We start from the raw sequence: 16,575 nt of genomic DNA on the forward strand, positions 1-16,575 counted from the left end.
AAATGGCAAAAGGTAAGTTTGAGCGCACCAAGCCCCACGTGAACGTGGGCACGATCGGGCACGTGGACCATGGCAAGACGACGCTGACGGCGGCCATTGCCACCGTGCTGTCCAAGAAGTTTGGCGGCGAAGCCAAAGGCTACGACCAGATCGACAACGCGCCGGAAGAAAAGGCGCGCGGCATCACCATCAACACCTCGCACGTTGAATACGAGACCGCCAACCGCCACTACGCCCACGTGGACTGCCCGGGCCACGCCGACTACGTCAAGAACATGATCACCGGTGCTGCGCAGATGGACGGCGCCATCCTGGTGGTCTCCGCTGCCGACGGCCCCATGCCGCAAACGCGCGAGCACATCCTGCTCTCGCGCCAGGTGGGCGTGCCCTACATCATCGTCTTCCTCAACAAGGCCGACATGGTCGATGATGAGGAACTGCTGGAACTGGTCGAAATGGAAGTGCGCGAGCTGCTCTCCAAGTACGACTTCCCCGGCGACGACACCCCCATCATCCGCGGCTCGGCCAAGCTGGCGCTCGAAGGCGACCAGAGCGACATTGGCGAGCCTGCCATCCTCAAGCTGGCTGAGGCGCTGGACACCTACATCCCCACGCCCGAGCGCGCTGTGGACGGTGCCTTCCTGATGCCGGTGGAAGACGTGTTCTCCATCTCCGGGCGTGGCACGGTGGTGACTGGCCGCGTCGAGCGTGGTGTCATCAAGGTGGGCGAGGAAATCGAAATCGTCGGTATCCGCGACACGCAAAAGACCACGGTCACAGGCGTGGAAATGTTCCGCAAGCTGCTCGACCAGGGCCAGGCTGGTGACAACGTCGGTCTGCTGCTGCGCGGCACCAAGCGTGAAGACGTCGAGCGCGGCCAGGTGCTGTGCAAGCCCGGCTCGATCAAGCCGCACACCGAGTTCACCGCCGAGGTGTACGTGCTGAGCAAGGACGAAGGGGGCCGTCACACGCCGTTCTTCAGCAACTACCGCCCGCAGTTCTACTTCCGCACGACCGACGTGACCGGCTCGATCACCTTGCCTGAAGGCAAGGAGATGGTGATGCCTGGCGACAACGTGGCCATCACGGTCAAGCTGATTGCGCCGATCGCCATGGAAGAAGGCCTGCGCTTTGCGATCCGCGAAGGCGGCCGCACGGTGGGCGCCGGTGTGGTGGCCAAGATCATCGCCTGATCGTTGGTGAAAGGAATCTGACCCGTGAGCAAGCAAAAAATCCGCATCCGCCTCAAGGCCTTCGATTACAAGCTGATCGACCAGTCGGCCGCTGAAATCGTCGACACCGCCAAGCGCACTGGCGCCATCGTCAAGGGCCCCGTGCCCTTGCCGACGCGTTTCAAGCGCTTTGACATCCTGCGCTCGCCGCACGTCAACAAGACCAGCCGTGACCAGCTCGAAATCCGCACGCACCAGCGTCTGATGGACATTGTCGATCCGACTGACAAGACTGTTGACGCGCTGATGAAGCTGGATCTGCCCGCTGGCGTGGACGTTGAGATCAAGCTGCAGTAAGCAGCGCCAAGCGTCATCATGCGATCGAGCCCTGCCCGACGCATGATGACCTTGCCCCACAAGGCCTGGCCGTTTTGCGGTCAGGCCTTTTTCGTGGCCAGGGCAATGCCATCGGTGTCGATGGCGCAAGCTGTGCCGCATGTCGCGGACAATGTCCGCGCAAGGCGGCACACAATTTGCTCTGCCATTCACGCACTGCATTACCGGGACCCGCCATGACCATTCACGTCGCGCTCAATCACGTTACCCATTACCGGTACGACAGACTGGTCGAGCTGCATCCACAGGTCGTTCGGCTGCGGCCGGCGCCGCATTGCCGCACACGCATTCTCTCGTTCAGCCAGCGCGTCGAGCCAGCTAACCACTTTTGCAATTGGCAGCAAGATCCCTTTGCCAACTATCTGGCGCGGCTGGTGTTTCCGGAGCGTACGCGCGAATTCAAGGTCACCATCGATCTGGTCGCCGAGATGGCGGTCTACAACCCGTTTGACTTCTTCCTTGAGCCCAGCGCCGAGCATGCACCGTTCGCCTATCCCACCGAGTCGCTCCGGGACCTCACGCCCTACCGTACGCCGGGGCCCCTGACGCCGCGACTGGACGATTATCTGCAGCGTGTCGATCGCACGCCTCGACGTACCGTCGACTTCCTGGTCGATCTCAACCGCATGCTGTATGAAGACATTGCCTACACCATCCGGCTGGAGCCGGGCGTGCAGACGCCTGATGAGACGCTGCGGCTGCGCTCAGGCTCCTGCCGTGACTCGGGCTGGCTGCTGGTGGAGCTGCTGCGCCATCTGGGCTTTGCGGCGCGCTTCGTCTCCGGCTATCTGATCCAGCTGGTGCCCGATGTGAAGGCGCTGGATGGCCCCAGCGGTCCGAGCAGCGACTTTACCGATCTGCATGCCTGGTGCGAGGTCTTTCTTCCAGGAGCAGGCTGGATCGGCCTGGATCCGACGTCCGGACTGCTGGCTGGCGAAGGCCATATCCCGCTGGCATGTACGCCGCAGCCTTCCTCGGCGGCGCCGATCGAAGGAGCGGTCAGCAAGTGTGAAGTCGAGTTCTCGCACAGCATGGGCGTTACGCGCATCCACGAATCGCCGCGCGTGACCAAGCCCTATACCGAGGAGCAATGGCAGGCCGTGCTGGCATTGGGCGAGCAGGTCGAGGCCGATCTGGTCGCCGGCGACGTACGGCTGACCCAGGGCGGAGAACCCACCTTCGTGGCCGACAGCGACCGCGATGCACCAGAATGGAACATCGCCGCGCTGGGACCGACCAAGCGCGGCTATGCCAATGCGCTGGTGCAAAAGCTGCAGGCGCACTATGGGCAAGGTGGTTTTCTGCACTTCGGGCAGGGCAAGTGGTATCCGGGCGAGCAGTTGCCGCGCTGGGCGCTGTCGATCTTCTGGCGCGCCGACGGCGAGCCGGCCTGGCGCAATCCTGAACGCTTTGCCGATGAGCGCGAGCCCTCCAACTACACCAGCGAGGATGCTGAACGGTTCGTGCACGCCCTGGCAGAAACCCTCGGTCTGAGTCCCCAGTACATCCAGCCCGGCTACGAGGACACCTGGTACTTCCTGTGGCGAGAGCGGCGCCTGCCGGTCAACGTCGATCCGTTCGATGCGCGCATCGACGATGAGATGGAACGGGCGCGCCTGCGCCGTCTTGCGATGCAGGGGCTTGAGCATGTCGTGGGCTACGCCCTGCCGTTGATGCCGGGCAGCGCGGCCGGACGCAAAGAGCGCTGCTGGCAGACCGGTCCCTGGTTCCTGCGCGATGAGCGCATGTACCTGATCCCGGGGGACTCGCCGATGGGCTATCGCCTGCCGCTGGATTCGCTGCCCTGGGTCTCCGAAGCCGACTTTCCCTACTTCGTCGATCGCGATCCCTATGCGCCGCGCGGCGACTTGCCCAGCGCCAGCAGCCTGGCTGAGCGCTACGCTGCCAACGCCGCGGCCCCGCAGCGTGTGCCGCTGCAGCCAGTGCCGCAGGATGAGATGTGCGTGCGAGCAGCGCCCGCAACGGGCAACGCAGCCGCTGCGCCATCCACCGTGCAGGCAGATGAACCTGTGGTGCCGATGCCGCGCCGCTTCGAATCCGCGCACTGGGTGGCGCGCACCGCGCTGGTGGCCGAGGTGCGCGAGGGAATTCTTTACGTGTTCATGCCGCCGCTGGCGATGCTGGAGGACTACCTGGACCTGTTGGCAGCCATCGAGGCAACGGCCGAGCGCCTGGCAGTCAAGCTCGTGCTTGAAGGCTATCCACCACCACGCGATCCGCGCCTGAAGGTGCTGCAGGTCACGCCTGATCCGGGGGTTATCGAGGTCAACATCCACCCTGCGGCGAACTGGCAGGAGCTGGTCGAGCACACGGAATTTCTCTATCAGGCGGCGTTCGAGACGCATCTGTGCGCCGAAAAGTTCGCGCTGGATGGCCGTCACACAGGCACGGGCGGAGGCAACCATTTCGTGCTGGGCGGCGCCACGCCGGACGATTCGCCCTTTCTGCGCCGCCCAGAGCTGTTGAGCAGTCTGCTGGGCTACTGGAACAACCATCCCAGCCTGTCCTATCTGTTCAGCGGGTTGTTCATTGGCCCGACCAGTCAGGCGCCACGGCTGGACGAGGCCCGCAACGACCAGCTTTATGAATTGGAGATCGCCATCGCGCAGATCGCGCGCAACCGCCAGGTCCATGGCCAGGAAATGCCGCCGTGGCTGATCGACCGTACCTTGCGCAACATTCTGATCGACGTCACGGGCAATACGCACCGCAGCGAGTTCTCGATCGACAAGCTGTACTCGCCAGATGGGCCGACAGGGCGCCTCGGGCTGCTTGAGTTGCGCGCCTTCGAGATGCCGCCGCACGCGCGCATGAGCATCGTGCAGCAATTGCTGCTGCGCGCTTTGATAGCGCGCTTCTGGAAGGAACCCTATCGCGCGCCCCTGCAGCGCTGGAACACGGCCTTGCATGACCGCTTCATGCTGCCGACCTTCATCTGGATGGATTTTGAGGATGTGCTGGCAGAACTGGCGCTGCCCGAGAACGGCGGCTATCAGTTTGACGCCAAATGGTTCGCTCCGCATTTCGAATTCCGCTTCCCCCAGTTTGGCGACATGGCCGTGGCGGGCATGCAGCTGACGATCCGCAGTGCGCTGGAGCCCTGGCATGTGATGGGCGAGGAGGGCGCCATCGGCGGTACCGTCCGGTATGTCGACTCATCACTGGAGCGGTTGGAGGTCAAGGTCACCGGCATGACCGACAGCCGCTACGTCGTGACCGTGAACGGTCAGACACTGCCGCTGCAGCCGACGGGAACGGTGGGCGAGTGCGTTGCAGGTGTGCGTTACAAGGCGTGGAACCCACCGTCGGCACTGCACCCCACCATCGGTGTGCACGCGCCGCTGACCTTCGATGTCGTCGATACCTGGACGCATCGCAGCCTGGGCGGCTGCCAGTACCACGTGCAGCATCCGGGCGGGGCGAATCCATCGACCTTCCCGATCAACGCCTACGAGGCGGAAGCGCGCAGGCTGGCGCGTTTCTTCCGCATCGGCCATACGCCCGGACGCATGGAAGTGCAGCCGCCGCGACCCAGCCGGGAAATGCCATTCACGCTGGATCTGCGTCGCCATTGAAATCGGCCGCTCACGCGCTGTCGCGGTGCCGGAATTGTGAACAATGCTTGTGCCGCTGATGCAGGCGCGCATGCGGGTTTGCGCAGCTGCGCCGATTTTCGCGGAGAATTGGCAGCTTTTGCAGCTGGCCGGTCCACCGCGCAGGCGCTGGGCCAGCCAGCCGACTCTGATGCCATCACTCATACCTTCGAAGGGGGCGCTGCCAGCGCGTGTTCGTCGTCATGGCTGGCCGCGTGCCCTGCTTCAGGCGCTTGTCATCGTCGCGGCCTTGGTGGCGTGCTATTTTGCGGCGCCGCTGCTGCCCGCCCGCCTGGGCTGGGAAAACGGTGTGATCGAAAACACGCAGGTGGTGCTGCTGCTGTCAGGGGGGCTGCTGGCCGTGCGCTATGCGCTGCACGCGCTGGTGCAGCCGCAGCGCGCATTCTGGTGGGTGATCTCGCCGCTGTGGGGCGTGCTGGCCCTGCGAGAGCTCAGCTGGGGCGCGACGCTGCTGCCACCGTTGCACCTCGATCCGCTGACCGGGCCGACCTTTTCCTCCTCGCAGCAGTTGTTCTACAAGCCCCTGATCACGCCCGCCTTGCTGGTGCTGGTTGCCGGCCTGGTGGTGGTCCTGCTGGTCTGGCGTGCCTACCGCCTGCTGCCGCTGCTGTGGCAGTGCCGGGGTGTGCCATGGTCCGAAATGGCACTGGTCGTGGCGTGCATGCTGGTCTCGACCGCGGCGGAAGGGCACATGGGGCTGTCCATCCAGGGCCTGGGGCATGGTGCGTCGCAGCTGCTGGAGGAGTTTGCCGAACTGCTGGCATATCTCATGCTGCTGGTGGGACAGTGCCGGGTACACCAGGCGCTGGACCATGGCGCAGCGTTGGGCGCGCGTGCGCAAGGCCAGCCCTGACCCTCACGGAGCACGTCCTGCCCCATGCCTATGTCGCTGTTTGACAACGAACTCGCCGCCTCGGATCTGGCCGACAGCCTGATCGAGCCGCTGGCACAGCATCCGCCTGCCGGACATTTCGACACTCTGCGCGGCCGGGCTGGGGGCGATCGGCTGGCGGCGCACTGGAACATCTTTTTCGCGCAGGAAATCGAGCGGCTCAAAGGGGCCGGAGGCATTGCCGATACCGCCTATGCATTGACTGCGCGCCTGGATGAGCTGCAGCAGCAGTTGGCGCGTAACGTCGAGGACAACGGCATCACCTACAACGTGTACTCGGACGCGGTCAGTCGCACCAGGCCGTGGTCGGTCGATCTGTTTCCGGCCATTCTCACGCAGCACGACTGGCTCGGCATCCGAGACGGGGTGCTGCAGCGCGCCGAGCTGCTCAACCGTATCCTGGCCGACGTTTACGGCGAGCAGCGCCTGCTGCGCGATGGCTATCTACCCAGTGCGCTGGTACATGGGCATCCAGGTTATTTCCGCGCGGCCCATGGTATCCGTCCGGCCGGCGGGACGTTCCTGCACATTGCGGCCTTCGACCTGGCGCAGGGCCCGGACGGCAAGTGGTGGGTGATGTCGCAACGCACGCAGGCGCCCTCGGGGCTGGGGTATGCGCTGGAAAACCGCATCATCGTCGCCCGGCTGTTCAAGGATGCCTTCGCACAGCTGCACATCGAGCGGCTAGCCGAGAGTTTTTCCGCACTGGTGCGCAGCCTGGCTGCGCACAGCCCGGCCGGCGATCGGGCGCGCACGGTGCTGCTGACGCCCGGGCCCTACAGCGAAACGTACTTCGAGCACATTTACCTGGCGCGCTACCTCGGCATCACCTTGGTCGAAGGGGGCGACCTCGTGGTGCGCGACCAGCAGGTCTGGCTCAAGACCATGAAGGGGCTGGAGAAGGTCGACGTGATCATCCGCCGCCTGGACGATGACTATCTCGATCCGCTGGAGCTGCGGGCCGACTCCGCGCTGGGCATTCCCGGCATCCTGCAGGCGTGGCGCGCCGGCAACGTCGTGATGGCCAACGCGCCTGGGGCGGGGTTTCTGGAGTCGGCTTCGGTGCTGGGTTTTCTGCCCGCGCTGAGCACGCACCTGCTGGGCGAGCCGCTGAAGCTGCCGTCGGTTGCAAGCTGGTGGTTTGGCGAGCGTGCGGCCATGCACAACCTGCTGCCTGCGCTGTCCGACTACGTTATCAAGCCCACTTTCAATGACCAGGCACGCCGCTTCGTGCCGGCCATCGTCAAGCGCCTCAAGCCTGCAGAGCTGCAGCAGTGGCGCGAGCGCATCGTGGCGCGGCCGGAAGCCCATTCCGCGCAGGCCTGGATGCCGCTGTCGCATACGCCGACGTGGACAGGCGGGAGTGCTTCCCGCAACGAGCATGCGCTGGCGAGCCAGCCGCCGATCGGTATGCGCGCGATGATGATCCGTGTCTTTGCGTTGTCCGACGGGCCGGGACGCTGGCGCGTCGTGCCCGGGGGGCTGACCCGCATCGCGCCGCAGGGGCGCGAGGTGGTGTCCATGTACCGCGGCGGCAGCTCGGCCGATCTCTGGGTGATGACCGATCGGGCGCCAGCGACGCGCACGGCGGCAATGGGTCACCACCGCGTCGACAACGCCGTCACCAGCCGGGCCGCGGAAAACCTGTTCTGGTTCGGGCGCTACTCGGAGCGTCTGGACAATGGTGTGCGCCTGGCGCGCATTGCGCTGGAGTCGCTGGGCAACACGGAGCTGGACCTTTCTGGCAGGACCATGGACTGGCTGCATCAGCTGGCGGTTGAAAATGGCCTTGTGAACGAGGCGACCGCCTCGCCGCGCGTGGCGAGGCTGCTGTTCGAGCGCGCGCTGGTGGCGTCGCTGCCCGACCGGCGCGCCGAGCTCGGCGCCTACAGTGTTGCCACCGTGCTCGATGCCCTGCAGCGCGCGGCGTTTGCGGTGCGTGAGCGCCTGGCTCAGGAGCAGTGGAGCCTGGTCAACCTGGCCCAGCAGCAGTTCTACGCCACGTTGGGCAGCGGGTCGCCACAAACGCGGCAGGCGCTGCAGGCGCTGGTGCAACTCACGGACCAGTCCATGGCCATGACTGGCGCGCAGCTGGACCGCATGACCCGCGACGACGGCTGGCGCATGCTTTCGCTGGGGCGACAGGTTGAGCGCATGGCGACGTTGGGTGCAGCGTTGGCCAGCGCCTTTGCGTGTGGAGTCGTCAACGATGACGCCGGGTTTTCTCTGCTGCTGAGCTTGTTTGACAGCACCATCACCTATCGCTCGCGCTACCAACAGCACCGCGATGCCTATGCCCTCGTCGAACTGCTGGTGCTGGAAGATGAAAATCCCCGCTCCCTGCTGTGGATGTCCAACACCATCATGGGCCGCCTCAAGCGGCTGCCCGGCATTCCTGCGGCCGCCTGGCAAAGTGACGGTGAGCTCGATGGCCTGCCCCATTGCTGGGATGCCCGGCATCTGCTGGCGCTTGCCGATGCGAATGCGCACCAGGCGCTGGCTGCGATCATTGCGCAGGCCGCGCAGGCCGCCCAGCGGCTGTCGGACAGGCTGACGCAGCAATACTTCGTGCATGCGCATGCGCTGACCCAGTCGGTCGGCAGCTGAGCGCGCATGGATCGCAATCGTTACGGATCAAAGAGCAGGCCCCCATGCACCTATCGGTCATTCATGAGACCCGCTACCGCTACGAGGAGGCGGTGCTGCAGGCCCACCACATGGCGTACCTGCGCCCCATGGAGGAAGCCGGCCAGCGCCTGCACGCGTTCGACCTGGAGATAGCGCCTGCGCCTTCGGCACTGGCCTGGAGCACCGATCGCTACGGTCAGCAGCGCTGCTACTTCGAGCTGACCGAGCCTCATGAGGAACTGGTGGTGACGGCACGCAGCAGACTGACGACGCAGCCGCTGCCCGCAGCGATGGTCGGCAAGCTGCCGCACGTGCAGCTGCCCGCAGGCATGCCCTGGGAGGAGGCGGCGCGTGCCATGCAGTACGTGGCGGGCCAGGCGTATGACGCGGCGCGTGAATATGCGCAGCCCTCTGCGCTGGCGCCGGTGCACGATGCCTTCGCGGACTATGCGCGGCAATCGGAGCTGCGCGGCCTGAGCGCCCACCAGGTGGCCGCCGAGCTGTGCCATCGCATCTACCGCGAGTTCAGGTATGAGTCCGAAGCCACCGATGTGAGCACCCCACCGCTGCAGGCGTTGAAGCTTCGTGCCGGGGTGTGCCAGGATTTCGCGCAGGTGATGATTGCCGCGCTGCGCTCACTGGGGCTGCCGGCCCGATACGTCAGCGGCTATCTGCTGACCGAGCCACCGCCCGGGCAGCCGAGGCTGATTGGCGTCGATGCCTCCCACGCCTGGGTCAGCGCCTATTGCCCGCAAGCCGGCTGGCTGGAATTCGACCCGACCAACAACTGCCTGGCTGGCCAGCAACACGTGCGCCTGGCGTATGGCCGCGATTACGGCGACGTCGCACCGCTCAGAGGGGTGATTCGTGGTGGCGGCGCCCATACGTTGAAAGTGGCAGTGACTGTCATGCCGGCGTAAGAAAGGTTCTGTGCGCTGTTGCCCCGGCCCGACGTGCGCTGTGGCGCGCGCATGCGGCTCCTTGCCGGAGGCGCCGCAGTGCGGCATGTACCGTCGCAATGACAACCCCTTGTGCATATAGAAAATCCGTGCCATAATCGGCGGCTTCGTCTTGGCTATCTGCTTGCTGCGAATGCAGTCGTGCGGGGCGCTTTTTCGGAGATTTTCATCAACCTTCTTCCATGCGAGCAGCGTATTAGCCGGTGCTGCACCGGTTGCTGGCGCAACGCAGTTGCCAATTGCAGTAGCTGCGGTGGGAGTTTTGGAGTAATAAACCATGAGTCTGAGCAACTCCCTCGGGTTGCTGGGCCGCAAGGTGGGCATGATGCGTCTGTTCACTGATGACGGGGCATCCATTCCCGTCACGGTGGTGGATGTGTCCAACAACCGTGTGACCCAGATCAAAACCCAAGAGAATGACGGTTACACCGCTTTGCAGGTGACCTACGGGTCGCGCAAGGCCTCGCGTGTGACCAAGCCGGTGGCTGGCCACCTCGCCAAGGCAGGCGTTGAGGCGGGTGAGATCATTCGTGAATTCCGCGTGAGCGAGGAAACTGCCAGCCAGTATGCGCCCGGTGCGGTGCTGCCTGTTGCTGGCCTGTTTTCCGCTGGCCAGAAGGTGGATGTGCAAGGCACTTCCATCGGTAAGGGCTATGCGGGCACCATCAAGCGTCACAACTTTGGTTCGCAGCGTGCCTCGCACGGTAACAGCCGTTCGCACAACGTGCCTGGCTCCATCGGTATGGCGCAGGATCCCGGTCGCATCTTCCCCGGCAAGCGCATGACGGGCCACATGGGCGACGAGACGGTGACCACGCAGAACCTGGACATCGTGCGTGTTGACGAGGCGCGTCAGCTGCTGCTCATCAAGGGCGCCGTTCCCGGCTCCAAGGGTGGTTTCGTGACGGTTCGTCCTGCTGTCAAAGCTTCCGCGAAAGGAGCCCAATAATGCAAGTCGAGCTCCTGAATGAACAAGGCCAGGCTTCGACCTTCGAGGTGCCTGAGGCTTTGTTTGGCCGCGATTACAACGAATCGCTGATCCATCAGCTGGTGGTGGCCTACCAGGCCAATGCCCGTCTTGGCACGCGTGCCCAGAAGGACCGTAGTACGGTCAAGCATTCCACCAAGAAGCCGTTCCGTCAGAAGGGAACCGGCAATGCCCGTGCCGGTATGACATCCTCGCCGATCTGGCGTGGGGGCGGCAAGGTGTTCCCGAACACGCCCGACGAGAACTTCGCGCAGAAGGTCAACAAGAAGCAGTACCGCGCAGGTATTGCCTCCATCCTCTCCAAGCTGGTGGCCGATGGCCGCCTGTCGGTGGTCGAGGATTTCAAGCTGGACAGCCCGAAAACCAAGGCTTTCGTGTCCAAACTCAAGAACCTGAAGGTCGATTCCGCGCTGGTGATCGCCGACGAGGTCGATGAAAACCTGCATCTGGCCTCGCGCAATCTGGCCAACGTGTTCGTCATCGAGCCACGTTACGTGGATCCGCTGTCGCTGGTGCACTTCAAGAAGGTGTTGGTGACCAAGGGTGCCGTCGACAAGCTCAAGGAGATGTTCGCATGAGCCGCATCAACCCGACTCCCAAAGAGCGCCAATTCACCGAAGGTCGTCTGTACCAGGTGCTGGTGGCTCCCATCGTCTCGGAGAAGGCCACGTTCGCGGCCGAGCAGTCCAACGCGGTGACCTTCAAGGTGCTGCGCAATGCCACCAAGGCTGAGATCAAGGCAGCTGTCGAGCTGCTTTTCAAGGTCGAAGTCACGGGTGTCTCCGTTGTCAACATCAAAGGCAAGACCAAGCGTTTCGGACGCACCATTGGCCGCCGCGACCACGTGCGCAAGGCCTATGTGCGCTTGAAGGAAGGCTCTGAGCTGAACCTGTCCGGGGAGGCTGCGTAAACCATGGCTATCATCAAACTCAAACCGCAGACTCCTGGTCAGCGCGGCATGGTGAAGATCTCCCGTGCCCACCTGCACAAGGGGCCTGGTTATGCCCCGCTGCTGGAGCCGCAGTTCCAGAAGGCAGGGCGCAACAACAACGGCCACATCACCACCCGTCACAAGGGCGGTGGCAGCAAGCACCACTACCGCGTCGTCGACTTCCGTCGCAACGACAAGGATGGCATTCCGGCCAAGATCGAACGTATCGAATACGATCCGAACCGCTCTGCCCATCTGGCGCTGGTGCTGTATGCAGATGGCGAACGCCGCTACATCATCGCTCCGCGTGGCGTGGAAGTCGGAGCCACCATTGTCTCGGGCTCGGAAGCGCCGATCAAGGCCGGCAACACCTTGCCTATCCGCAATATTCCGGTGGGTTCGACCATTCACTGCATCGAGCTGCAGCCCGGCGCAGGCGCGCAGATTGCCCGCTCGGCCGGTACCTCGGCCACGCTGCTGGCACGCGAAGGCGTGTATGCGCAGGTTCGCCTGCGCTCTGGTGAAGTGCGCAAGGTGCATATCGAGTGCCGTGCCACCATCGGTGAAGTCGCCAACGAAGAGCACAGCCTGCGCCGTCTGGGCAAGGCAGGTGTGAAACGTCACATGGGCATCCGCCCGACCGTGCGCGGTATGGTGATGAACCCGGTCGATCACCCGCTGGGTGGTGGTGAAGGTCGCTCCAAGGGCGGCAAGCACCCGGTCGATCCGTGGGGCAACCTCACCAAGGGTTATCGCACCCGCAGCAACAAGCGCACGCAAACCTTCATTGTGTCGCGTCGTAAGAAATAAGGGTAGGTGCCATGACACGTTCACTCAAAAAAGGTCCCTTCGTGGATCACCACCTGCTGGCCAAGGTCGAGAAGGCCGTTGCTGGCAAGGACAAGCGCCCGGTCAAGACCTGGTCGCGCCGCTCCATGGTGCTGCCCGAGTTCATCGGTCTGACGATTGCCGTGCACAACGGCAAGCAGCACGTGCCCGTCTATGTGACCGACCAGATGGTCGGCCACAAGCTTGGTGAGTTTGCCTTGACGCGTACGTTCAAGGGCCACCCGGCTGACAAAAAAGCCAAACGTTAAGGAGTAACCACCATGTCTGAAACACGTGCTGTGCTCCGTGGCGTGCGCCTTTCTGCGTACAAAGGCCGCCTCGTGGCCGATCTGATCCGCGGCAAGAAAGTCGATCAGGCCCTCAACATTCTGCAGTTCACGCCCAAGAAAGCGGCCGTGATCATCAAGAAAGTGCTGGAGTCTGCCATCGCCAATGCCGAACACAACGAAGGCGCGGACATCGACGAACTGAAGGTCAAGACCATCTTCGTCGAGGAAGGCACCACGCTCAAGCGCTTTACCGCGCGCGCCAAGGGCCGTGGCAACCGCATCAGCAAGCCGACCTGCCACGTCTACGTGACAGTGGGCAACTAAGCAGGAAGGACGACTATGGGACAGAAAATCAACCCAACCGGTTTCCGCTTGGCGGTGAGCCGTGACTGGTCCAGCCGTTGGTACGCCAACAACCGCGACTTTGCGGGCATGCTGGCCGAGGACATTGAGGTGCGCCAGTACCTCAAGAAAAAGCTCAAGAACGCGCAGGTCTCGCGCGTGCTGATCGAGCGTCCCGCCAAGAACGCACGCATCACCATCCACTCGGCCCGCCCGGGTGTGGTGATTGGCAAGAAGGGCGAGGATATCGAGAACCTGAAGAAGGAACTCACGCGCATGCTGGGCGTGCCGGTTGCGGTGAACATCGAGGAGGTGCGCAAGCCCGAAATCGATGCGCAGCTGATCGCCGACAGCATCACGCAGCAGCTCGAAAAGCGCATCATGTTCCGCCGTGCGATGAAGCGCGCCATGCAGAACGCCATGCGTCTGGGTGCCCAGGGCATCAAGATCATGTCGGCAGGCCGTCTCAATGGCATTGAAATTGCCCGCACCGAGTGGTATCGCGAAGGCCGTGTGCCACTGCATACGCTGCGTGCGAACATCGACTACGCCACGTCCGAAGCTTCCACCACCTACGGCATCATCGGTGTCAAGGTGTGGGTCTACAAGGGCGATACGCTGGGCCGCAACGACCTGCCTGCCGCCGAGCCGCGCGAAGACGAGCGTCGCCCTCGTGGCCGTCGTCCCGCCGGCGACCGTGGCGATCGCCGCAATGACCGTGGTGACCGCCGCGGACGTGGCAGCAATGCTGCGCCTTCGGATGGCAGTGACAAACCCGCAGAAGCCATTTCTGCATCTACCGCCGTTAAGCGCGCACCTGAAAGCGCGCCCGCGACAGCTGCGGACGGACAAGGAGAATAACCATGCTGCAACCTGCTCGCCGCAAGTACCGCAAAGAGCAAAAAGGCCGCAACACCGGTATCGCAACCCGTGGCAACACGGTAGCGTTCGGTGAGTACGGCCTGAAGTCGACCGACCGCGGCCGTCTGACGGCACGCCAGATCGAATCGGCACGTCGTGCCATTACCCGCCACGTCAAGCGCGGCGGTCGCATCTGGATCCGCGTGTTCCCCGATAAGCCGATTTCCACCAAGCCCGCTGAAGTGCGGATGGGTAACGGTAAGGGCAATCCGGACTACTACGTCGCCGAGATCCAGCCTGGCAAGGTGATCTACGAGATCACGGGTGTGCCGGAGGAACTGGCACGTGAGGCATTCCGCCTGGCCGCTGCCAAGCTGCCGCTGCGCACCACTTTCGTTGCTCGCCAGCTGGGCGCTTGATCAGGAGATAGACCATGGCAAAAACCAAGCAATCCACTGACAAGCAAGCCAGGGCACAAGCGCTGCGCGAAAAGGATGTCGCCGGCCTGCGCGAGGAAATCGTGTCGCTGCAGAAGGCCCACTTCGGCCTGCGCATGCAAGCTGCAACGCAGCAGTTGTCCAACAACAACGTGCTGCGTCAGACGCGCCGCGACATCGCGCGTGCCAAGACGATTCTGAACCAGAAGCTGGCTGCCGAGCAGGCTGCCAAAGCCAACTAAGGAACCGCCCAATGACGGAAGAAACCAAATCCCTCAAGCGCACCTTGGTCGGCAAGGTGGTCAGCGACAAGCGTGCCAAGACTGTCACCGTGCTCGTCGAGCGTCGTGTCAAGCACCCGATCTACGGCAAAATTGTCGTGCGCTCGAGCAAGTACCATGCGCATGACGAACAAGGCCAGTACAAGCTGGGTGACACAATCGAGATCACCGAAAGCCGTCCTATCTCCAAGACCAAGGCCTGGGTTGCTACCCGCCTGGTCGAGAAGGCCGGTCTGGTCTGATCCACGTATTCAGCGCCTCGCAAGCCCGCTCACCGAGCGGGCTTTTTCATGCGCGCAGCCTCGCTGGCCCTGACGCAGGGACGAGCGCACGTTTGATGCCGTATCGTGAAATCCTTTCCAGCGCTCCGAAATGGGCGCTGTGTTGCGCTGCAGTACGTCTTTTGTGAAATGGATTTTGATTTCATATTGAAGAATTGTTTTCATAAGTAGCTGATAAATAAACAAATAAATTAAATCTTGTATAAGACATAAGAATGTGGCTTCAGCGCCGACTGGCCTACGATTGAGCCCATCACCATCGCAACCACAAGGAGTAACCCGATGACGAAATCGCTCAATCGTGAACAGCAAATCGCAGCCCTGGAGAAGGACTGGGCTGAGAACCCGCGCTGGAAGGGCGTCAAGCGCGCCTATTCCGCAGCAGACGTGGTGCGTCTGCGTGGCAGCAAGCTGATTGACCATACGCTGGCGCGTGAAGGTGCAGAAAAGCTCTGGGCCAGGGTCAACGGGGCAGCCAAAAAGGGGTACGTGAATGCGTTTGGCGCCATCACTGCTGGCCAGGCGATGCAACAGGCCAAGGCAGGTCTGGAGGCGGTCTATCTTTCTGGCTGGCAGGTGGCTGCGGATGGCAATACGTCGGAGACCATGTATCCCGACCAGTCGCTGTATGCCTATGACTCGGTGCCGACCATGGTGCGCCGCATCAACAACACCTTTAAGCGTGCCGACGAGATCCAGTGGGCCAAGGGCATCAATCCGGGAGATGCGGAGTTCGTGGACTACTTCCTGCCTATCGTGGCGGATGCCGAAGCCGGATTTGGCGGCGTGCTCAACGCCTTCGAGCTGATGAAGAACATGATTGTGGCCGGTGCGGCCGGGGTACACTTCGAGGACCAGCTGGCCGCGGTGAAGAAATGCGGCCACATGGGTGGCAAGGTGCTGGTGCCGACGCAGGAGGCTGTCGAGAAGCTTGTTGCAGCGCGTTTTGCTGCCGACGTGCTCGGCGTGCCCACCATCGTGCTGGCACGCACGGACGCAGAGGCGGCCAATCTCATTACCAGCGATCACGACGCGAATGACCAACCCTTCCTGACTGGCGAGCGCACGCAGGAAGGCTTCTTCCGGGTCAAGAACGGCCTGGAACAGGCCATCAGTCGCGGCGTGGCCTATGCGCCGTATGCCGATTTGGTCTGGTGCGAGACAGGCACGCCTGATCTGGGCTTTGCACGGGAATTCGCGCAGGCTGTGCATGCGGCATGCCCGGGCAAGCTGCTTTCCTACAATTGCTCGCCATCGTTCAACTGGAAGAAGAACCTGGACGACAGGACCATCGCGTCCTTCCAGGACGAGCTGTCGGCGCTGGGCTACAAGTTCCAGTTCATCACGTTGGCGGGCATCCACATCAACTGGTTCAACACCTTCCAGTTCGCCCATGCCTATGCCCGCGGCGAAGGGATGAAACACTATGTGGAGATGGTGCAGGAGCCCGAATTCGCCGCGCGCGAGAAGGGCTACACCTTTGTGTCCCACCAGCAGGAAGTCGGCGCAGGCTATTTCGACGACGTGACCACCGTCATCCAGGGCGGCAGCTCCAGCGTCAAGGCACTGGCCGGCTCGACGGAAGAAGCGCAGTTCCACTGATCCCGATAGCGCTTCGGACTGAAAAAGGAGCTTGCCTGGCAAGCTCCTTTTC

At 63.1% G+C, this 16,575-nt stretch carries 18 protein-coding genes; 17 read left to right on the forward strand and 1 reads right to left on the reverse strand.

Going from position 1 to position 16,575, the window contains the following annotated elements:
• Positions 1-2: 2 nt before the first annotated feature.
• The 16 genes from tuf (at position 3) to rpsQ (ending at position 14,882) form a co-directional block, all read left to right on the forward strand.
• A complete protein-coding gene (gene tuf, locus AAV94_RS04045; RefSeq protein WP_046741049.1) occupies positions 3-1,193 on the forward strand; it encodes an elongation factor Tu in 1,191 nt (396 codons plus the stop codon).
• A gap of 24 nt (positions 1,194-1,217) precedes the next feature.
• Positions 1,218-1,529: a 30S ribosomal protein S10 gene (gene rpsJ / locus AAV94_RS04050; RefSeq protein ID WP_046741059.1), complete on the forward strand. Its 312-nt coding sequence runs from the start codon at positions 1,218-1,220 to the stop codon at positions 1,527-1,529.
• Between the two features lie 215 nt (positions 1,530-1,744).
• The gene (locus tag AAV94_RS04055; RefSeq protein WP_046741060.1) at positions 1,745-5,164 is read left to right on the forward strand and encodes a transglutaminase family protein; all 3,420 of its coding nucleotides are present in this window, start codon (positions 1,745-1,747) and stop codon (positions 5,162-5,164) included.
• A 169-nt stretch (positions 5,165-5,333) separates the two neighbouring features.
• Complete coding sequence (locus tag AAV94_RS04060) at positions 5,334-6,056, forward strand: hypothetical protein (RefSeq protein WP_156454338.1); 723 nt, start codon at positions 5,334-5,336, stop codon at positions 6,054-6,056.
• A 24-nt stretch (positions 6,057-6,080) separates the two neighbouring features.
• A complete protein-coding gene (locus tag AAV94_RS04065; RefSeq protein WP_084824728.1) occupies positions 6,081-8,702 on the forward strand; it encodes a circularly permuted type 2 ATP-grasp protein in 2,622 nt (873 codons plus the stop codon).
• Positions 8,703-8,746: 44 nt separating this feature from the next.
• Positions 8,747-9,643: a transglutaminase family protein gene (locus AAV94_RS04070; RefSeq protein WP_046741061.1), complete on the forward strand. Its 897-nt coding sequence runs from the start codon at positions 8,747-8,749 to the stop codon at positions 9,641-9,643.
• Positions 9,644-9,959: 316 nt separating this feature from the next.
• Positions 9,960-10,631 (forward strand): 50S ribosomal protein L3, encoded by a 672-nt coding sequence (gene rplC / locus AAV94_RS04075; protein ID WP_046741062.1) that lies wholly within the window; start codon positions 9,960-9,962, stop codon positions 10,629-10,631.
• On the forward strand, positions 10,631-11,248 hold the full coding sequence (gene rplD / locus AAV94_RS04080) for a 50S ribosomal protein L4 (RefSeq protein WP_046741063.1): 618 nt from the start codon (positions 10,631-10,633) through the stop codon (positions 11,246-11,248). Before rplC ends, rplD begins: the two co-directional genes overlap by 1 nt.
• Entirely contained in the window at positions 11,245-11,580 is a 336-nt protein-coding gene (gene rplW, locus AAV94_RS04085) for a 50S ribosomal protein L23 (RefSeq protein WP_046741064.1), read from the forward strand. Before rplD ends, rplW begins: the two co-directional genes overlap by 4 nt.
• Positions 11,581-11,583: 3 nt before the next feature.
• On the forward strand, positions 11,584-12,411 hold the full coding sequence (gene rplB, locus AAV94_RS04090; RefSeq protein ID WP_046741065.1) for a 50S ribosomal protein L2: 828 nt from the start codon (positions 11,584-11,586) through the stop codon (positions 12,409-12,411).
• Positions 12,412-12,422: 11 nt separating this feature from the next.
• On the forward strand, positions 12,423-12,698 hold the full coding sequence (gene rpsS / locus AAV94_RS04095) for a 30S ribosomal protein S19 (RefSeq protein WP_046741066.1): 276 nt from the start codon (positions 12,423-12,425) through the stop codon (positions 12,696-12,698).
• A 12-nt stretch (positions 12,699-12,710) separates the two neighbouring features.
• The gene (gene rplV, locus AAV94_RS04100; protein ID WP_046741067.1) at positions 12,711-13,043 is read left to right on the forward strand and encodes a 50S ribosomal protein L22; all 333 of its coding nucleotides are present in this window, start codon (positions 12,711-12,713) and stop codon (positions 13,041-13,043) included.
• Positions 13,044-13,058: 15 nt separating this feature from the next.
• Positions 13,059-13,922, forward strand: a complete 864-nt coding sequence (rpsC, locus tag AAV94_RS04105) for a 30S ribosomal protein S3 (RefSeq protein WP_046741068.1) — start codon at positions 13,059-13,061, stop codon at positions 13,920-13,922.
• Between the two features lie 2 nt (positions 13,923-13,924).
• A complete protein-coding gene (gene rplP, locus AAV94_RS04110; RefSeq protein ID WP_046741069.1) occupies positions 13,925-14,341 on the forward strand; it encodes a 50S ribosomal protein L16 in 417 nt (138 codons plus the stop codon).
• 14 nt (positions 14,342-14,355) lie between these two features.
• The gene (gene rpmC, locus AAV94_RS04115; RefSeq protein ID WP_046741070.1) at positions 14,356-14,601 is read left to right on the forward strand and encodes a 50S ribosomal protein L29; all 246 of its coding nucleotides are present in this window, start codon (positions 14,356-14,358) and stop codon (positions 14,599-14,601) included.
• Between the two features lie 11 nt (positions 14,602-14,612).
• A complete protein-coding gene (rpsQ, locus tag AAV94_RS04120; protein WP_046741071.1) occupies positions 14,613-14,882 on the forward strand; it encodes a 30S ribosomal protein S17 in 270 nt (89 codons plus the stop codon).
• A gap of 9 nt (positions 14,883-14,891) precedes the next feature.
• Here rpsQ and AAV94_RS14820 read toward each other — a convergent pair whose 3' ends face one another.
• The gene (locus AAV94_RS14820) at positions 14,892-15,086 is read right to left on the reverse strand and encodes a hypothetical protein (RefSeq protein WP_156454339.1); all 195 of its coding nucleotides are present in this window, start codon (positions 15,084-15,086) and stop codon (positions 14,892-14,894) included.
• 117 nt (positions 15,087-15,203) lie between these two features.
• On the opposite strand from AAV94_RS14820, the gene aceA reads away from it, so the two are divergent.
• A complete protein-coding gene (aceA, locus tag AAV94_RS04125) occupies positions 15,204-16,523 on the forward strand; it encodes an isocitrate lyase (protein WP_046741072.1) in 1,320 nt (439 codons plus the stop codon).
• The last annotated feature ends 52 nt before the right edge of the window (positions 16,524-16,575 follow it).

This window comes from Lampropedia cohaerens (genome assembly GCF_001005215.1).
Classification (GTDB): Bacteria; Pseudomonadota; Gammaproteobacteria; order Burkholderiales; family Burkholderiaceae_C; genus Lampropedia; species Lampropedia cohaerens.